Consider the following 18,999-nt stretch of genomic DNA (forward strand, 5'->3'; position numbering starts at 1 on the left):
GGAATCAGAGCTGAGTGATACGGCGGCCTTTGAAACGGCGTTGACGGACCTTTTTCTTGGTCCAGACGAAGGGCTCGGCTCTGTCGTTGTATGCGTTGACGTAGGCATCGATGTGTTCCTGAAGCTGCTTGAGGCTCGTGAAGGAGGTGCCGCTGAGCGACTGCCCCTGCAAGATGGAAAACCATACTTCGACCTGATTGAGCCATGACGCACTTGTCGGCGTGAAATGAAATTGCACGTTGGGGTGGGCCTTGAGCCAGTCCTCGTTCTTTTTATGGGTGTTGAGGTTGTCGAGGATGACGTGAAGCTTGCGGTTCGGAAAAGCCGCGGTGACGCTGTTCATGAAATCGAGAAACTCGACGCGGCGCCGGCGTTTTGAATGGGTCGCGATGATCTTTCCGGTGGCGACTTCGAGCGCCGCAAACAATGTTGTGGTGCCATGCCGCTTGTAATCGTGGCTTTGGCCGGTCAAGGCGCGGCCATTGGGCAACTTCAGATAACCCTGCGCTCGCTCCAAAGCCTGGATCGAGGGCTTCTCGTCCACGCACAGCACAATGGCCTTCGCCGGCGGCGCGACATAGAGGCCGACAACATCGGCGGCTTTGGCCGTAAAGTTCGGGTCGTTGCTCTCGCACCAGGACTTGCGAGCCACCAGGTCAATCTTGTGGCTGCGCAGGAACCGCCAGACATATTGGACATCGACATCGCCCAGCGCCTCGGCCAGCAGGGGGCCGGTCCAGCGCGCAAACCCTTGCGGTGGCGGCTTATCCAGCAGCTTCAGAATCCGCTTGTCGGTCGTCTTCGTATAGATCGGCTGCTTGCCAGGCCGCGGCTTGTCTTGCAGCCCTTCAAGGCCATGGTCGGCATAGCGATGCCGCCAAAGGCTGACAATCCGCGGCTGGACCCCAACTTCCTTGGCGATCGACCGGGTGCTGCGCCCATCCGCCGCCAACAGAACTATCCGCGCCCGCTTCAAATCGCGCTGCAACGTCACCGGTGAGCGACAGCACGCCTCAAGCACCTTGCGATCTTTCCTCGAAAGGTGGACTTCTCTTGCTTCGGGTATCATCCCGACCTTGAATCACGACTCACGTTCCAAGAAAAGTGGGTACTAGTTTGGAAACGCAGTCGCTGTTGGAGCTTGCATACGGACGGCGCGGGCCGCTCGCCGTCGAAGGAGAGCGGCAATCGCCGTTCTTGAACCGGGCCCGTTTCTTGAGCCGCTGGTTGGCTGCTTTCGGGCAACGCTCCCTGTTGCTGATCGCGCTGCTGCTCCTCTGGTAGGCAGCTTCCAGGTTTGGTTTGGTAGATCCGGTCTTCCTGCCACCGTTCACGGAGGTCATCGTACGCTTGCGCAAACCGGCGATCATTCACTACTCTTGAGCACAGCCAGCGAATTCACACGGCGCTTTGCGCCATCAGCAATCGATATGGCCATCTTCTCCGGAAATCCTTTTGGAAGCGCATTCAGCACCTGATCTATGGCCTTTGCGGCTGTATCGCCGAGCTGCTGGATGACAACCTTGACTGTTTTGTCGGGTAGACCGCAGCTTTTCGCAGTCTGCACGAAATGTCGGCCGAGAACCGTGTGGACGATGTAATGCCGGTTGCTGCCGATCGCCATGGCCAGCTTCATTTGGTTTTGGCTGATCTGTCCAGCGTCCAAGCTCGGTTGGGTCGAAATGATGTCGTAAAGCGGTGCAAGATGAAAACGACCGCCCGGCGCCAAATGAATGCTAAAATTCTTCGCGTGGCCATCGGTGGCGGCAAGCAGCCAGAACACGATCTGCGCCTTGAAGAAAATGGCCTGGTCGTCCTCAGGCGTATCGCTGCCCTTGAGGAAATCCGAGATTTTGCGGATGCCGGGTCCGCCATCGGATTCATACTTTCGCGCGGGTGGAACGGACAGCGCCTGGCAGCAGTCTTCCTGCGGCAGCCGCAACAGGCGGCCGTCGCGCGTCCAGATGCGATCGAACCGCTCAACTGCGAGCACGCGGCGCCCGGCGAAATCGATGATGCTTGATTTGGCGACAGGCAAGCCGAGTGCCGCAACCAGCTCAAGGCACAGATGCTCGTTTTCAACGCTGCCGGTCAGGTCGATTCCGTTCGGCAACTTCCCGATCTGCGGCTTGATAATGTGCGTAGTTGCGGTCGTGCCATGAGGCACGTGCCACTTGTCTTTCCAGTAAAGCAGCGCTGTCTTTTCCTGCGCGCCCGCGAGAGAAATGCGGAAGTCCTGGTCGGGGCCGATGCCGAGCGGATTGCTGGCAAGGTTGCCGAGAATGGCGGCGATCTCCTGATCGCTAGCGGCGCGGCCATCAATGGCGCCGGCGCCCCCGGGTGCGGCACTGTCGGGAAGGAATTGCAGCGCCCCGATGCAATCGCGGCCGATGGCGGAGAGCAGGCTGTAAGCATCGGCGCCATCAGCATGCGCGCGTTCGGCGACGCGTCGGCGGATGTCGTCATTATCGGGCAGAAGATTGTCAAAAACAGCGACGACGGGATCGCCGATATAACGATCCTCCCGCAATGGCAGCGACACGGAAACGGGGATGGCATTTTCCCACGCGAGCCACTGCTTGTCATACTGGAAATCGATTGCGCCACTGCTCTCGCGCCGCAGCCGCCCGACCAGCCGTGCGTTGAGGTAGACGTTGAGCGGCGCACGGGCAGGGCGACGCGCCATCAGAACAGATCCTCAATCGCTTCAGCCGTCAATTTGGTGCGCGGCCGGATGACCAGCTCGAGGTCGAGCGCGGCCAGCGCATCCATCAAGATGCGCAGCTGCGTTGCAGGTTCACCGGCCTCCAGCTTCGAGACCGTCGCTTGACGCGCATGCATCTTCTCACCGAGGTCCCCCTGGGTGAGCTTCTTCTGCCGCCGGTAGCGCCTGATCCCGGCGCCGATTTGCTGGGGGGTGCGGGCAATCGTATCCATAAAGGCATGATACGCAAACGCGTATAATTTGTCAATATACGCGACCGCGAATATCTACGGATCATACGCTTTCGCGTATACTAGGCATAATACGCAATTGCGTATGAAACCCCGCGATCCCACTGCCGCTCTTATTGAAATTACTAAAAAGCTAAAGCTGATGATCGATGTAGAGCTGGGCTCGAATCTGCCGGTGGGCGAGAGAGCCTCCTCGACATGTCGAACGTTCGTATCACTATCGTGCCAAGCAACTCCTTGTATCCATTTTGCCGCAATAGTAACAACAACAAATTCAATGACTTGAGGCCGGATTGTTCCCGATCTGAGACCGGACACTAGCTCCGATCGGACCTTTGGAGTCTCGACAGCGATTGAGCTGGAAAGCTATATTAGAACATACTAAGAACTGATCTTCCGGTTGTGTTTTCAAGACCCACTCTCACTAACATTTTGCCCGGCAGGCCGTGCATTTAGCGCCGCCAACTCAGGATGAGGTCGGGCCCAGGAGCCGCGTCATTGACCTTGTTCCGCCATTTGCATGACGACGCCTTTTTAGCTTTTTCGCGCGATCACAAGCACCTGTACGCAGCGTGTCTGCCGGATCTGCACGAACGCTTCTTTTCAGGCGCGCCGTCGTTCCCGACGCCGCAGCAGGTGGTCCACGCCATCTACGACGTCATGCGCGCCAACCCCGTCCTCTGGAACGAGGGCGATGATTTCGGCAGCCTGCCGGAAATGATCTCCGCGAGACGCCGCCGGATCCGGAAGGCCGACGTCGCGCTCGCTTCCGAGAAGGGCGACAAGGCGCTCGGTCTTGCCCGACAACTATACGCCCGGCTGCTCGTCTGGGGATGGCTTGAAGAGGAGGAATACGGGCTTCGCGTCACTGTGGACATGGCTATGGGACCGCTGCTCGTGCTGCAACGGCTCGCGAGCCTCAACAAGGATCTCTCGCAGCGATTCGGCGGCTTGATCGTGCAAATCCGCCTCAACCTGGAGGCCGTCGAAAAACTGAGGCCTGAGATCACCGACCGCAAGCAGCGCGAAGCCGCGCTCGCCGTCCGCGAGGCGCGCAATCAGGCCGACCAGTTCACTAAGAGTCTGCGGGCCATTCTGGCCGACCTGAAGCGCGTCCGACGGACCGTCATGGAGTCGAAAACAGTCGCTACCCGGCTCGAAGCCTTTTTCGAGGAGTTCATCGAACAGCTCCTGCTGAAGGATTTCGAGTCCATCCTCACCGTCAACCATCCATACCGCTTCCGCGACGCCATCGTCGATCTCGCGCGGAGGATCTCCTACAGCCCGGAAACCATGCAGGTCCTCGCCGAGGAGTACATAGCTTCCAGCATGGCAGCCGACATCGAGGACGGTCGAATGGCCGCGGCCGACGACCTGCTGGCTATCGAAAGCATCTTCGATCAGATCGGGGAGATGTTCGACAGGATCGAGGCCTTCCGCAGGCAGCTCGAAGCCCGGGTCCGCAACACCATTAAGTACGCCGAGCGGGGCGGGCAGGGACTCGTCGGCCGGGCCGGCGACCTGGTGCGGCGCCTGGATGCCTTACTGCGCGACGGCAGGCACCACAAGGCGACAATCGAATGGAGCATCGAGCCGCTGCGGTCGCCCTGGTCGGAGCACCATCAGGCGCCGGCCAGGCAGCCGCGCCGTCCCGTCGAAGCAAGGGAGCTCGCCGAGCCGCCGTCGGATCCGTTGTATGAACTGCGCAAGAAGCTCCGCCTCGAGTACATCGCTCGCATCGCGCCCCGCCCCGAGGATGTCAGACGATTCCTCGAGGGCCAGGTGCCGCCATTCGCGACCAGGGAAGCCCGCTTCATGGAAATCGATACCGTGGACGACTTTCTCGCCTTCGATTGCGCCCGCCGATATGCGCTGACAGGCGAGGTTCCGGCGCAGGTCGCGGCCGGGTTCGAACTCGAACCGTGCCCCGACACGCCCCCACACGACAGCGAATGGCTCCGTTGCGCCAACTTCCTGGTCAAGCGATCGGGCGCACTCCGGAAGGCGAGGGCGGCTCATGCTCAGTGAGTTCGAAAACGTCGAGCGCTCCTTCGGCGCGGAAAAGGCAGCCGACCTCCGCAAAGCGCAGCACTTCCTGCTACGGCGGCAGTTCGTGTTCGCGGGAGACCCCCGGACCGGGACAGTCTACAACACGATCATGGACGGCCGCTTCCGCGACGTGGTCGACGGCTTCTTCGATAGTTGCGGATACCGCGTCCACCGCGATCCGGAGGCGCAGTGGGCCGGCATCGTCGCCATGGACGAGGACGTGCCGCTGCCCCGGATGAAGCTCGACGAAACCATCGTCATGCTGGTGCTGGCGGCATACTGGCAGCAGGAGGTGAACGTCGGAGCAGTCGAGGACCGGGCCGTCGTAGTGGCCACTTTGAACGACCTGTTCGATCGCTACCGCGAGATGGCGCAACACGGCGGCGGTGGCGCGATCTCGGCTGCCCGGTTCCGGGACATCCTGCGCGAGGTCGCCCAACGCAGTTTGGTCGAGATCGGTGATTTTGACGACGAGCAGCAGGACTGCGAGATCAGGATCCGTCCGATGATTAAGCTGATCAGTGGCGGCGATGCCCTCCAACGGCTCGAGCGCTACGTCCGTAGCGAGGAGGCGCGGTTTCCGCAGCCCGCAGGAGACGAGGCATGATGGAGCTACGCCACCTGACGATGGTGAACTGGCACCTATTCGACGTCGCCGACATCGACGTGAGGGGACACGTCGGGGTCCTGGGCGAGAACCGGTCCGGCAAATCCACAATCCTCGACATGGCACAGGTCGTTCTCACCGGCGGGAGCCGGCGGTTCTTGCGCACTGAACGCGGTCGCCGGCGATAGCGGAAAATCGCGCAGCGGCTCGAAGCGCAGCGTCGTCGATTACTGCCTTGGGACGCTCGGCGAAGATCAGCGCCGGCGCGACGAGGCGCGCACCTACATCGCGCTCGGTTTCGAAGACACGGAAGGCGCCCGGTCACCGGTCACGATCGGCATGGCGCTCGAGGCGCGCAAGTCCGACAGCAGGGAGACCGTGCTGGCACTCTTCGTCGCCGTCGGGACCGTTCTGAGCTCCAAGGACTTCATCGAGCAGCGAGGAAAGTCGCAATTCCCGGCGCAGTGGGAGGACGTGCGCGCCCGGATCGTCGCAGCGGTCGGCGAAGGCAACTTCGTCAATCATCGCGACCGGGCGAGCGACTATGTCCGCGAGTACATGCGCCATCTTCTGCCGCATTCGTCCTTTGGCGAACAGAACGCCAGCGCCCTGCAGAAATCAATCGTCAACGCGATGACGCTCGATCACAACCAGACGGCGACGCAGTTCGTGCGGAACTACATCCTCGAGGACAGTCCGATCGGCATCAAGGAGCTGCGCGAGTCGATCCAGACATACCGCAACATCAGCGAGACCATCCGGAAAATGCGCCTCAGGCTCGAAGCCCTAAGGGCGCTTCGGGGCGTCCTCGCCGCGCTTGAAGAGGCGCTCGAGACCAAGTTCAGGGAGGAATGGGTCGCAAAACGCGCGACTTGGCTCGCGGCGCGCGCGACAAACCTGGACTTCAAGACCAAGCGGCGTACCGAGATGGCGCGCCGGGACGCCGCAGCAAAAGAACTCGAATTCATCGACGACGACGTCAAGGCCATCGATAAGGAGATCGAACGTCTCACGGCCGCGATCGCCGAGCACGATGCCAAGACCGGCAGAAAGTCCCTGCAGCAGACCGCCGATGTGGCCGGGCAGGCGGCGCACCGCGCCTCGGCGGACTTCAAGGCTCGCATGGAGAACATCCGTCGCCTGGAGCCGCTACGCGCGATGTGCGCGGACGGTTTCGAGGACTTCGTTCCTGCGCTTGAGCGTCTTCTGACCGCCACCGCCGGGGCCGACATCGGGGGCGTCTCCGACGAGGTCACCGCGGCCGAGAAGTCCTTCGCGGCAAGCGGCGCCAAATGGCTGCCGAAGATCGACGAAGCGCGTCAAAGGATCATCGCGGAGCTTTCCGGCCTCCGCGGCAGGCGCGACGAGGTGCTCGAACGGATCCGACAGCACGCCGCCGGAGGGGCGCGCGCCTATCTCGGCGACGACACTGAACTCCTCTGCCGCAGGCTGCGGCAGGGTGGAATGGTCCCGCGCGTACTCTGCGACATCATCGAAGTCGCCGAACCCGAGTGGGTAGGAGCCGCCGAGGCGCTCCTCGGTCGCGACCGGGAAGCCGTGTTCGTGGACAGAGCGGATATCAGCGCCGCCACGTCAATCTTCAAGGAAGGTCGCCGCGAGTTTCGCCATGCATCGCTCGTGAGCCTAAACAAGCTCGAGCAGTTCAGGGCCAAGCCGGAGCGCGGCACTTTCCCCTCGATCTTCCGGAGCCAGGATCCGGACGCGATGGCCTTCATCATGCGCCGCTACGGCAACGTCCGTCTCGCCGACACGCTCGACCAGTTCAACAGGCCCGGCCGGGCGATTATGAAGGACGGCCTCTACGACGACGGACTCGTCCGGAGCCATCGCTGGATCGAATCCTCGCAGTATAAGATCGGAAAGGCAGCCCAGGCGAACGCCCTGCGATCCCTGCAGGATCAGGCCGAGGAGCTGGGTCGGATCCTGATCGACAAGGGGAAGGAGGCCCATGCCGCGGAGCAGGCTTTTGCCGCTCTGAAGAACATCTGCGAGGGACGTAATGATCTGGGGGCTTGCGCGGCCGCCTTCGCGGCCGCGCAGACTGAGGTCGCTGAAGCTCAGGCCAGGCTCGATGCCCTCGACGGCGCGGGGGACGGCGGGCTTCGCGACAAAAAGAGGGCGCAGCAAAAGCTGAAGGAGAAGAGGCTGGAGGAGAGAAAGGCACAGCAGAAGGCGTTCGGCGAGCATGACGGCGAGGTCAGGTCGGCGGAGAGGAGGCTCGGAGAGGGCGAGAACGTGCCCGGCTCCGAACTCAACCTCAGGGTCGCCCGGTCGATATACCGCAAGTTCTTCCCACTCTACTCCACCGCGAAAGGCAGGGCCGTCTACCGCGACCGCCTCGATGCCGCAGCCCAAAAGGGCTTCGCTGAGAAACACCGGGCCATCGCCGAGAAGGCCTTGAAGGATGCGAATGTGTCCGACAACGAGCGCGCCCGGATCGAGCGACGGGTCCGCGAGCTTCTTTACGATTACTTCGACCAGTTCGGGATGAGTTCGCAGGTCGGTGCGGAAAGCGAGCCGCTGCGGGAGGTGAAGCCATGGATGGAGCGGCTGATCTCGGATATCGAATCCAATGAGCTGCGCCAGTACGAAAGGCAGGCGCGGGATGCGGCGGAAAAGGCCTCTACCCTGCTGCGCGGCGAGTTCATCAACGCGCTCACGGCCCGGATCGGAAAGATGGAGCGGGAGCTGCAATCGTTGAACCGTAGCCTCTACGCACATCCGTTCCATAACGAGCGATATTCATTCCATCGCACCCAGATGGTGGAATTCCAGCCCATCCTGAAGATCATCGAGATCGCCAAAACCTCTCCGGAGGCGCTCGATATACTGTTCCGGGGCGACGTGCCCGATGACTTCCCGCACAAGGATACGATCGTCGCACTCGAGGCGCTGCTCGAGGACCCCGACAAGGATTTCACCCAGTTCGAGGACTACCGCAACTTCTACACCTTCGAGATCCACATGGAGGATGTTGCCACCGGCCGCTCGACCCGCTGGGAGCAGCGGCGCGGCACCGGGTCTGGCGCCGAACAACAGGTGCCTATCTACGTTGCCATCGGCGCTTCGCTGGCCGCCGTCTACGGCAGCGCGGAGCGTCGTGCCGGCAAGCCCGCCGGTTTCGCGCTCGCCATGTTCGATGAGGCCTTCTCCAAGATGGACGGCAAGAACCAGCGGCAGATGATGAGCTTTTACAAAAACCTCGGCCTGCAGTTCGTGATCGCGGCGCCGTTCGAGAAGCGCGTCGCCGTGCTCGAGCACATGGACACCATCGTGGAGGTGGACCGCATCGGCGAGCAGTCCAGGGCCACTGTGGTGGAACTGAAAGAGAAGGCCAAGCGCGAGCTGATGGCCATCGATCCGGACCTGATGTCCGAAGATGAGCTCGCCACCCGTCTGGCCGCCGAGTAGCCATGGCTCGGCGTTTCACGGATGCGATCGGCCTGCTGAACGACCTGCTCAACCGCTTCGAGGCGGGGGCCGCAAGCCCGATCGCCCACCCGGACTACCCCGCTTTCCCATCAGTAGTCGCGGCGGACGCCTTCCTGAAACAGATCAGGGAAGCCGAAAGCGCCGGCGCGGTCTCCCTTGGTTGGGGGCGGGGCCCCATGCGCGACCAAGTGGCACATGTGCGGCTGGCCTCGGCGGAGATCCTATACCGATATCTCCGCCGTACCCCCGCGTCGCGCATCGCGGAGGATGCCGCTGTGCGGCTTGTCGCCGGGGCGGCGATGCACGACTCTCTGAAGAACAGCGCTTCCCAAGTCGCCGAGGTATGGGGGCGGGGGAAAACGTGGCACGGGTTCGCTTCGTCCGATGTCGAGACACTGCGCGACGCGTTCGTTCTCGCCCAGGCCATCCTGGCCAACAAACATCTTGGCGTCGACTACAAGACCTTCTCGAGACGAACGGTGGGGCACAGCAAAACGCTCGAACGGATCGAAGGCGCGGTCGTGCGGCTCCTGAGCGGCATCCTGGAGTTTCCCCCCGGCGCGCGGCCACGCGAGGCGCTCCGGGCAATCGGCCTTGAGCGCTTCGCGCCACCGCTGCTGATCGCGGGCAAGATCGACCTCGATGGAGCCGACCTCTCCGGAATCTCTCCGCTGTATCTCGGAATCACTCCCAAGGAAGCAGATCGCGTCCGCTTCCGGGAGCCGCCGGCCTACGTGCTAACGATCGAAAATCTCGCAAGCTTCAACCGGCACATCGCCGAGGCGGACCCCGGCCGATTAGGAACGACCATGTATGTCGGAGGGTACCCCTCGCTTGCCACCCAGCAGGCGCTGCGGACGATCGCAGGATTGGTATCCGAACAGACGCCGATCTTTCATTGGTCGGACATCGATCCGGACGGCACCTGGATCTTCCACACCATCGAGCGCGCCGTCGACCGGCCGATCCGTGCCCACCTCATGAGTGTCGAAGTTGCCGAGCGTTTGGGACAAGTGCCGTTCAAAAAATCCGCACCCGCTCGATGTCCACCGGACTCCGGTATCGCAGCTCTGGCAGCGTACCTGGCGAAAGATGGAGCCAAGACGCTCGAGCAGGAAGAACTCGATCCAGTCCTGCCAGAGTTTCATTAGAAAATGCGCGCGGACGCTCGTGGTTGCGGCTTTGGCTGTCTCGCTCAGGACGTCATTTGTTTCAAGCGCGACAACAGCACCGCCCGCAACTACGTGCTGCGGGCAAACCGACATCGTTTCTTCATAAAAACGCTCAACCAGCATTGGCATGCCAGTTGCTTGAAGATGGGACGAAACCACCTGTGACTATGATGCTCGTTCAGCATCCGGTTGAAGTATTGAGATGAAATATGCCCGCTTGATCGATGGCAGAGGTCCCCCGATGCGCTTTCCAAACCGGGCGCCTGCCTCGCGAACTCTGCCATCTTGGGATCGCGCTCCGGTTTGCCGGGCAGAAGCCGATTGTCTTGGGGGCTCGCAACGAATGGTGGTTCTCAGCAAGAACGCCAGCGTAAAGGCGTCCTCAGGACGATCGTTTGGCATCGGATTAGCCCATGGTTCGGGGTGGGGCATCTGCGACATGCAGAGCCTGCGCTCTTGAAGCTAGGTGTCGGCCTTGCATCGGGGCTTGCAGATGGTCAATGAGGCTAATGCAGAACGATTGGGAAATTGAGAACATACTCAGGCAACAGGACGAGCTCAAGGTCAAGCTGCTTCGCGCCCAATCGGTTGTCGCCGAATGTAAGGCAGGATTGGCGGATCTGGAGCGGAGGCTTGAGTGTCGAGCGGTCTCGATCGATGAACGCCAGCGCAACTCTGCGGCAAACAATTCAATACGCAACGCACGGCCGCCTAAATCGCGAAGCCTCGATAATCCTGTTAACCCGGATGCTGCCGTGGCGTTTTCGCCTCGATGGGACCGCTGAAAGCTGCCGCCGCGCACGTTAACGGCGACAGGTTTTGGGACGGACCTGGCGAAGATCTCGAGACGCATGGTGTTGCGAACCCGGCGGGCGAACTGGACAATTAGGTGCGGCCTTGCCGATAGGCTCGGCTTTTTGGCTGATCGCGGTGCGTCCGCCAGGGATGCGCGCAGAGCAGCACCAGATAGGGGACGTATCGCCGCGTCTTTGGCTAGAGCCTCCTGTTTCGGGGCTGCTCACGTAGATGTCCTGAATCGAGTGTCAAGAGCTCTCCACTTCCAGCCAGTTCGGTCGTCTTGTCCGTCTTTAAGTCGTTGAAATTTCCGATTAGGCGTCCATGGAGGGGGCGCGAGCGGGCGCGTTCAATGACCACGATGGTCCGCTATGGCCGTGGGGCAGGCGACGTGCCGAGCGGTGCTGACCGCGGAAGCCGACCATGCCTCCGGCATCGCATGGATGATGACGGAACTCACTGACTATGTCCCGCAAGCGATCACTCCGGAACAGGGCGGGTAACGGCAGTCATCTAAAAATTCGTGAGACACCAGGAAGAGGGGATCCGGTGCGAATGCGATCCGGTGCCGGCCGTAGCCTCGTCAGCTTCTCGAAAGCTTTCCCGAATACTCACTGCCCACCGATCCTGGACGAGAGGCTGCGTGGACTCACGCGCAATTGGAGTTGCACAAATGAAATCGGGGGCCGGTTGGGAGCTCAATCAGTGTGAGCAGGCTGACGTTACGAAGTTGTTGGATTTTCGTACTATCGCAAAACGCTTCATCTTTTTCGCGCATAGGCAAGGTGCTGCTGCGCGATCTCAAGTCCAGGCGTCTACTGCGTCGGATAAATGTCATCTTGTGCGCGCCAGTGACGCACGCGGCGACTCGATCAAGCCAGCGCTCAATACCAGAAAAGGCACGCGACAATGATGCGCGTGACAAAAGCACGAGCAGGTCAATGACAAAGCGTTTTCGCAACTGGGCCCTATTGTCCATACTCGCCTCCATGGTTGTCGGCCCCGCCGCAAAAGCGCAAGACCGCCGGACTATCGCCGAACCTGTTGCACCTGATACGGTCTGTGATCGCCCTGTGCCTTCCGGCAAGAACGATACAGTTAGCCTACAGGAGGCCATTGAACATTGCCCCGATGGCGCTGCAGTTTATCTCGGGCGCGGCGAGTTTCACTCAGGTCCACTCGAGATGAAATCGGGCGTGACCTTATGGGTCGGACGCGGTGCGACACTGATCGCCATCCCCGAACCTGCCGCTTACGACAAGGGCCTCGGACAATGTGGTCGCATTGCGGAAAAGGGCGACGGTTGCCGGCCATTCATCAGCTTTTCTAAAACGCGCGGCGGCGGTATCTACGGAGAGGGCATCATCGATGGTCAGGGCGGCGCGCTGATCGGCGGCGGCGCGGAAACCTGGTGGCAGCTAGCCCGCCGCGCCCAAGCCCAGGGCGGCAATCAGAACGCCCCACGCTTGATCCAGGTCGATCATGCGCAGGATATCACGTTCTCTGGTGTCACCTTGCGCAACGCTGCCAATTTTCATGTCGCGATGAACCGGGTTGAAGGTGCCACGTTTTGGGCCCTCACGATCGATTCGCCGGCGGATGCCCGCAACACCGATGGCATCGATCTTGGCGCCAGTCAGGATGTGACCATCACCCACAGCTGGATCCGTACGGGTGACGACAATGTCGCAATCAAGGCCGGCGACAATGGTTCAAGCAGCCATATCTCGATCATTGATAATTATTTCGGCTGGGGGCATGGCATGTCGATCGGCAGCGAGGTGAATTCCGGGGCCAGAGACATATTGGTGCGTAATCTGACACTGGATGGTACGACGTCGGGCCTGCGCATCAAGAGCGATGTTGGTCGAGGCGGTCTGGTCGAGAACGTGACTTATGAGTACGTGTGCCTGAGGGGCAACCGGTGGCCGCTGGCTTTCGATGCAAAATATGATCCGCGCGCTCAAGGCACGAGGATTCCGGTCTATCGGCAAATCGTTCTCCGTCATGTGCATGGCGACACTGGTGTGCTGCTGATGCGCGGCATAGACGAGCGGCATGCCCTGGACGTGACACTCGAAGATGTTCGATTTGCCAATTCCGCGACTTGGCAACTTGAACATGCGAACGTCAGCGCAAATCACTCTGACGTATGGCCCCCGCTGCCCGGACGAGCTACACAACCGCCGCTGCGCGGATCGGAGGTATGTTCCAAGGCATTCCGCGACGGCAATCGGTAAGCACTACACGCGGCGCCGAACTCAGGTGGTGAGTTCCGCATCTGGGGCCAAGATTACTGGTGTTGACGAAGGTCGGGCTCATGTCCCGAGTTGGTTGCTATTGGCCGACAGTTTTGCAGGGCCGGAAATGTCAAGGTGACGCAGGTTCTGATTTGGCGATGAAAATCTTGTGTCGATGCGCGACGGCTATCCCGCTGAGAAACGAAGTGTAAGATCACATGCGAATTTTCGTTTCCTCCGCTGCACTTCTGGCGGGATGTTTCTGCATCGCCGCGGCGTACGCTCATCCACTGTTGGTGTCGCATGCCGGAAATGCAGACTATCACTCCGTGCAGCAAGCCATCGACGCATTGCCGGCGGAAGGCGGAAACGTCCGGATCGCGCCGGGCATCTATCGCGAGAAGGTTAAAATCACGAAATCCGGTGTTCATCTCGCAGGGACTGGCAACAAGCCGGAGGATACGGTCATTGTGTATGGCGACGGCGCGGTCAATGTAGGAGGAACGGCCCGTTCGGCGACGCTGGATGCCCCTAGCGATGACTTCCGGCTCGAGAATCTGACCATTCAGAACGACTATGCCCTCAATCCGGCCAATCCACCTTCGCAGGCGGTAGCGCTGTCCGTTACCGGAGATAGGGACGTCATTACGCGCGTCCGCCTGCTCGGCGCCCAGGACACGCTGTTTGCCGGCAAGGGACCAAACGGTAGAATGTCACGACAATACTTCTCGAACTGCTACATCGAAGGGCATGTCGATTTCATATTTGGCAACGCCAAGGCCTGGTTCCGGCAATGTGAATTGCACGGCATCGCCAATCAAGCGGTCATCTATACCGCTCAGAGCAAGGCAACGCCGGATGAGGACAGTGGCTATGTTTTTGATCATTGCAGGCTAAGTGCCGACCCTGCTGCGCGCTATATCGCGCTTGGCCGCCCCTGGCGCTCCTACGCCACAGTGGTCTTCCTGTCGACAAAGATAGATGCACGAGTGATTGCGGAAGGCTGGCGCGAATGGGCTCCCGGCGAGACCAACAAGTTGAGCACGAGCTATTATGCCGAATATAGATCCTTCGGCATCGGTGCTAACCCATCAGGCCGCGAGCCTCATTCCCATCAACTGAAAGATGGCGAAGCTGCGAGATGGTCGCTGAGAGTGTTCTTCGCGGGTGTCACAGATTGGCTGCCCACGAACCATCAGGATCGAACAAAGAGCAATGTTCACGGTGAAGGGGTTCCACGGCGATCCTCGGATGAATGAGGGGAGCGAGCCTGATTGTGATGGAGAGTCTTGTACAGCAACCCAACCGCCGCCGGAGCCAAACCGACGGAAAGGGGGGCCGGCGCGACGATCTCATCTGTTCGCCGTCCACCCACATGCGCCCGCTTCAGCTCGCAGATCATCTTGTCCGTTTTGGCGGATCAGTGTCGGCAAGCTCTACGGACCGTCACGTCAGCACGTCGTCATCGCTCGGGAACGGCTGATTTGCCTGTTCAGCGCCTTGCGCAGATCTCCGGAGAGCGAAGTGGGCTGATGCTTCGCGGCTATATTCGTTCGGTCGGTGAGCGACGAAAATTCCCGTGCGCGAGGCGAGGGCGCCTATCTGCGCCCCGTCGAAAGTTGCTTCGGAACGAGAGCTCAGTCGGTCGAAAAGTTGTTGAGGAGACCAAGGCGCGCCGCGGCGAAATCATCGGTTACGGAGGCGCTGCCTCAGCCAACCAACTCGGTTGACGAGGCCGCAGACTGTTCGGCAGGTTTATTTGACTTCGGGGGCGTTCCGCGAGCTCCATCTTGGCAAGCAAGTTGTGGAGTTCAAGCATGCACCGCGTTGGCAGCTTACGATGGCCAAGCCGTCGTGCAGGTGAGGTCGTGCGCGCTCGAGCGGGGCGGTCCCGAGACTGCACGAGAAGCCTTGCGGTCCCTCAGTCAAAGACTGAGCCCGATTGAAGTGAGCGAATCGAAGTCTGCCGGATCTTCATTGCCAACTTGGCTTGCCAGGCACCGTTACTGCTGCGAACTCAGGACGCCCTGCACATCTTCTCGAAAAAGAATGTTTGGGGTCGTTTTGATGCCTGAACGCGCTCGTCGCCACTGGGCGAGAATCTCGTCTCCGAGCGGAACGTCCCTTTCGAAGGCTTACGGCGCAATTCGCCGTTTCTCGTACGACGTGGATCTCACATACGGCATTCGAGCAACAGCTCCGGACCCGGTGGACAATTTGGTCCCTCAGAACCGCAGTCAAAGCAAAAGTGCCAACGCGCGAGAACGCCTCCGGTCTGCGTCAAGGAAAAGACGTTGTGCGTCATCAATGAACGCCTGCAATAGGACAAGCTCACTACCAAAATTGATGCCAAGGACGACAAGATGCACGTCACGTATGATCCATTGGAGACGGTAGCGGCTATGTAAGTCCCGCCGTGATGCTTGAATTCGGCGCACGATCGACCGGCGATCCATTGTTAGATCGGTCGACCAATTTCGTCAGCTCAAACACGAAACCGGCGAAGAGGTGCCCCGCGGGTCACTTCAAATTCCTCCGGGTGTGGTCAGTCAAATTCCTCCACCCGCGAGGCAGGACAAGGGACTGTTAGTTTGAGTTTGTTTCCCGGGCAAGAGCTTCAGCGGCTTCTTTGAGCCGATAGCTGCGTCCGTCGAACTCAAGCAGATGGCAATGATGCATAAGGCGATCGAGGATCGTCGTGCTCATAGTGTTGTCCCCAAGGTATGCCCCCCAATCCTGCACGACGCGATTGGAGGTGACGATGACGCTGCGGCGCAGTTTGTAACGCTGATGGATCAGGGTCTGCAGCAAAGTGCCGGCGTCGTCGGGGATGGCGCGTGCGAGGAATAGATCGTCCAGCACGAGGAGATCGCAGTCGATGATGGTTCGCAGCCGGACCTCGCGTTGTGCCGGAGAGTTCAGGGCGTAGCGGTGAAAGAAGTCGTCGGTCTCAAGATACTGGACCTTGTGGCTTTGCAGGATCGCCTGATAGGCAATCGCCTTGGCGATGTGCGACTTCCCGGTGCCAGGTTTGCCAACAAGCAGAGCGTTCTCGCCAGCGGCAATGAACGCCAGGGTGTGGAGCTGGAAGCAGGTCTGACGTGGCAGTTTGGGATTGAAGGACCAGTCGAACTCGGCGAGCGTCAGCTTTTCGTCGAGCCCGGATTGCTGGTATCGCCGCTCGATAAGACGGGACTGACGACGGTCCAGTTCATCCTGCAGGATAAGGGAGAAGGTCTCGAGGAAGGGCTGGTTGGCGCCCTGCGCCTGGAGCACGCGCGTCTGCAGCGTGTCGCGGACACCCGACAGGCGCAGCTGTCGTAGGCAACGCTCAATTTCCGGCATGGTCATCATGTGGCTAGGTCTCCAGTTTAAGGTGAGAAGGTGCAGCGGGAGCGCTCGTGGCGCCGGAGTTGGCCGGGGTTGCGCAGGCGACACGAGCGCGGATTGCCGTGGCGTGATCGTCGTGAGCCTCGGCCTGCCGACCATTGTCGTCGGCGTCGCGCCGCACAGCGCGGCTGAAGAGGTCGCCGTATTCCGCGGGGGTACGGATCAGCGGATGATCCTGGGTGAGCGGCGATGCCGGCTGTGGCGTCACTCCAACCTGCTCGATCGCCTGTTCGAACAACCGCTCGACGGTCGCACGCACGTGCTTGTAGCGGTAGATGCGGTTGTCGATGGCGTGCGCGCAGGCCTGCTCGACCAGCCGCGCCGGGTACTTCCGGCCCAGCCCGACAATGCCCCACATCGCGCGCTGTCCGGGGCGCCCTTCGGTGTCGAACACCTGCTGGCACAAGGCCCTGGTCTGCGGTCCGATGCGCTCGGCGCTCGCCAGCAGCACGGCGGTTTGCCGCGACGGGTTGAACGGCCGTTCGCTGGTCGGCAGGACGACAGAACCGGGGTGCGCCATCCGGGAATGAACACGCAGCAGCGCACGGGTGTGGCGATCACGGATCTCGATCGTGGTGGTGTAGATGCGCACGACGACCTGGCTGCCGATCGGCGCGGGCCGCGCGGCGTAATAGCTGTTGTCGACGCGTACGGTGGTGTCGTCGCAGACAGTCCGGACGACTTCGGTGAAGATGCGGAAGGGAGCGACAGGCAGCGGCCGCAGGTGCGGCTTCTCTTCCTGGAACATCGCCTCGACCTGACGGCGCGTGCTGCCGTGGATGCGTTTGGAAGCCCAGTTCTCCTCCCAGTGCCTCAAGAACTCGTTTTGCGCCTCCAGCGTCTCGAAGCGCCGTCCGGCCAGCGCAGTGCCCTGGGTATGTTGAATCGCATTCTCGACGCATCCTTTCCGATTTGGATCGGCCACGCGCGCGGGATCGGCGACCACGGCGTAATGAGCCAGCATCGCGCTGTAAATCGGGTTGAGCTGGGGCTCGTACAAATCCGGCTTGAGGACGCCTTCCTTCAGGTTGTCGAGCACGACATAGCTGGGGACCCCGCCAAAATACCGGAACGCCTCTTCGTGGAGCTGCGCCCAGACTTGTTGGCTGGACTTCCAGACTACCCGCCGGAAGCTGCGCCGCGAGTAGCGTAGCGTCATCACGAACAGGCGGGGACGACGGTACCGCCCGCTCTTCGGATCAACCGTCGGCGCGCCCTCGCCATAGTCGACCTGAGCTTCCTCGCCGGGGAGGAACTCAAGACGATCAAACTGCTCAGGATCAGCGTGCCGCAACCGGCGCACAAACCGCTTGACACTCTGGTAGCTGGACGGAAAGCTAAATTGATCAACCAGGTCCTGGTAAATCGCCTGCGCGTTCCGCTTCAGCCGGACCTGTTCTTCGATCCACGTCCGATGCGCTTCGCAAGCCGAACGGGCCAGGCTGCTGGTGACCGTCGCTTCCGATGTCCCAAAAGCCGGTGGTCGGGGTGGAGGAATTTGGCCGTCCGCGCTCACCGAGCCGGTGGTCACTTCCCCGGGGGAATTTGCCTCCGCACCGGCCCGCAGCGCCTGATAACGCCGGATCGTCTTGCGATCGACACCCGTCAGCCGGTGAATCTCGCGCTGGCTGGTGTTGCGATCAAGTAATGTAAGTACGGTGCTTTGCAGATGTCGCTTCAAGACGTTCAACTCCCCGGCCCCTTGCTGGCTAAAGGGGTCGAACATAAACGTCCTGCCTGACCGGCTACTGCTGTTCAGCGGCGCTGACGGCGATCATCAGGTGGGGGAGTTTCAAGTGACCATACCCGGGGGATTTTGACCGACCCACGGGGAGAGGTGCGATAAAATTGGAGCAACTCCGTCCGTCGTCAGGCGGGTGCCGATGCGACGCCGGTCTCGCGCGCAGCAATATCCTGATCTCGTCAGCTTCTTGAAAGGTTGCGGCTACAACAATCGAGAATCTGAAGAGCTGCAATCTCGCCGTAATCCAGGCCGTACGGATTGCTGCAGGGTCTCTACAAACATGAGGAGAGCAGGATGGATCCGGTTGACCCATTCTTCGATTCAGGAGCCTGGATGCGGGAGTACGCCGCGCTGCCGGGGCGGGCGGGTCAGCGACGGGGCGACTCAAGCGAGCAAGGCGACTTTGAGAAGCGTATGGAGGATTTGCATCTCGATCCGTCTGATCAAAGCAAGTCAACTTCACCTGATCGGCCTCCCGCAGGAGGTGGTCGAGCAGTCCGGCGGGACGATTTCGGCGGTTCGATGCGGGCGCCGCCGCACTCCACTTTTAGGGAGAGTGCGCTAGGCGACACGCGCCGGAGCGTAGACATTCCC

Annotated in this window: 12 protein-coding genes; 7 read left to right on the forward strand and 5 right to left on the reverse strand. The window is 60.9% G+C overall.

Features of this window, described 5'->3' with window-relative positions:
• Nucleotides 1-4: 4 nt before the first annotated feature.
• The 3 genes from ACFLEY_RS04325 to ACFLEY_RS04335 all read right to left on the reverse strand — a co-directional run bounded on the left by ACFLEY_RS04325 (nucleotide 5) and on the right by ACFLEY_RS04335 (nucleotide 2,937).
• The gene (locus ACFLEY_RS04325; protein WP_026192128.1) at nucleotides 5-1,069 is read right to left on the reverse strand and encodes an IS630-like element ISRj1 family transposase; all 1,065 of its coding nucleotides are present in this window, start codon (nucleotides 1,067-1,069) and stop codon (nucleotides 5-7) included.
• A gap of 297 nt (nucleotides 1,070-1,366) precedes the next feature.
• Nucleotides 1,367-2,686, reverse strand: a complete 1,320-nt coding sequence (locus ACFLEY_RS04330; RefSeq protein WP_011084785.1) for a type II toxin-antitoxin system HipA family toxin — start codon at nucleotides 2,684-2,686, stop codon at nucleotides 1,367-1,369.
• Nucleotides 2,686-2,937, reverse strand: a complete 252-nt coding sequence (locus ACFLEY_RS04335; protein ID WP_011084786.1) for a helix-turn-helix domain-containing protein — start codon at nucleotides 2,935-2,937, stop codon at nucleotides 2,686-2,688. The genes ACFLEY_RS04330 and ACFLEY_RS04335 overlap by 1 nt, the downstream gene beginning before the upstream one ends.
• Nucleotides 2,938-3,453: 516 nt before the next feature.
• Here ACFLEY_RS04335 and ACFLEY_RS04340 point away from each other — a divergent pair.
• The 7 genes from ACFLEY_RS04340 to ACFLEY_RS04370 all read left to right on the forward strand — a co-directional run bounded on the left by ACFLEY_RS04340 (nucleotide 3,454) and on the right by ACFLEY_RS04370 (nucleotide 14,530).
• Nucleotides 3,454-4,983: a Wadjet anti-phage system protein JetA family protein gene (locus tag ACFLEY_RS04340; protein ID WP_249163411.1), complete on the forward strand. Its 1,530-nt coding sequence runs from the start codon at nucleotides 3,454-3,456 to the stop codon at nucleotides 4,981-4,983.
• Nucleotides 4,973-5,611, forward strand: a complete 639-nt coding sequence (locus ACFLEY_RS04345; RefSeq protein WP_011084789.1) for a DUF4194 domain-containing protein — start codon at nucleotides 4,973-4,975, stop codon at nucleotides 5,609-5,611. Before ACFLEY_RS04340 ends, ACFLEY_RS04345 begins: the two co-directional genes overlap by 11 nt.
• The gene (locus tag ACFLEY_RS04350) at nucleotides 5,608-5,799 is read left to right on the forward strand and encodes an ATP-binding protein (RefSeq protein ID WP_249163410.1); all 192 of its coding nucleotides are present in this window, start codon (nucleotides 5,608-5,610) and stop codon (nucleotides 5,797-5,799) included. The genes ACFLEY_RS04345 and ACFLEY_RS04350 overlap by 4 nt, the downstream gene beginning before the upstream one ends.
• Nucleotides 5,800-5,950: 151 nt before the next feature.
• Nucleotides 5,951-9,043 carry an SbcC/MukB-like Walker B domain-containing protein gene (locus tag ACFLEY_RS04355; protein WP_249163409.1) on the forward strand — a complete coding sequence of 1,031 codons (3,093 nt, stop codon included), beginning with the start codon at nucleotides 5,951-5,953 and terminating at the stop codon, nucleotides 9,041-9,043.
• Between the two features lie 2 nt (nucleotides 9,044-9,045).
• Nucleotides 9,046-10,215, forward strand: coding sequence for a Wadjet anti-phage system protein JetD domain-containing protein (locus ACFLEY_RS04360; RefSeq protein ID WP_396604532.1), 1,170 nt, complete (start codon nucleotides 9,046-9,048; stop codon nucleotides 10,213-10,215).
• 1,757 nt (nucleotides 10,216-11,972) lie between these two features.
• Complete coding sequence (locus ACFLEY_RS04365; protein WP_014497833.1) at nucleotides 11,973-13,271, forward strand: glycoside hydrolase family 28 protein; 1,299 nt, start codon at nucleotides 11,973-11,975, stop codon at nucleotides 13,269-13,271.
• 218 nt (nucleotides 13,272-13,489) lie between these two features.
• The gene (locus tag ACFLEY_RS04370; protein WP_060910088.1) at nucleotides 13,490-14,530 is read left to right on the forward strand and encodes a pectinesterase family protein; all 1,041 of its coding nucleotides are present in this window, start codon (nucleotides 13,490-13,492) and stop codon (nucleotides 14,528-14,530) included.
• A 1,327-nt stretch (nucleotides 14,531-15,857) separates the two neighbouring features.
• Here ACFLEY_RS04370 and istB read toward each other — a convergent pair.
• Nucleotides 15,858-16,625, reverse strand: a complete 768-nt coding sequence (gene istB / locus ACFLEY_RS04375) for an IS21-like element IS1631 family helper ATPase IstB (RefSeq protein ID WP_038952109.1) — start codon at nucleotides 16,623-16,625, stop codon at nucleotides 15,858-15,860.
• A gap of 4 nt (nucleotides 16,626-16,629) precedes the next feature.
• Nucleotides 16,630-18,387: an IS21-like element IS1631 family transposase gene (gene istA / locus ACFLEY_RS04380; protein WP_129557431.1), complete on the reverse strand. Its 1,758-nt coding sequence runs from the start codon at nucleotides 18,385-18,387 to the stop codon at nucleotides 16,630-16,632.
• Nucleotides 18,388-18,999 lie beyond the last annotated feature (612 nt).

The organism is Bradyrhizobium sp. YCK136, from assembly GCF_044570075.1.
Taxonomy (GTDB): Bacteria; Pseudomonadota; Alphaproteobacteria; order Rhizobiales; family Xanthobacteraceae; genus Bradyrhizobium; species Bradyrhizobium diazoefficiens.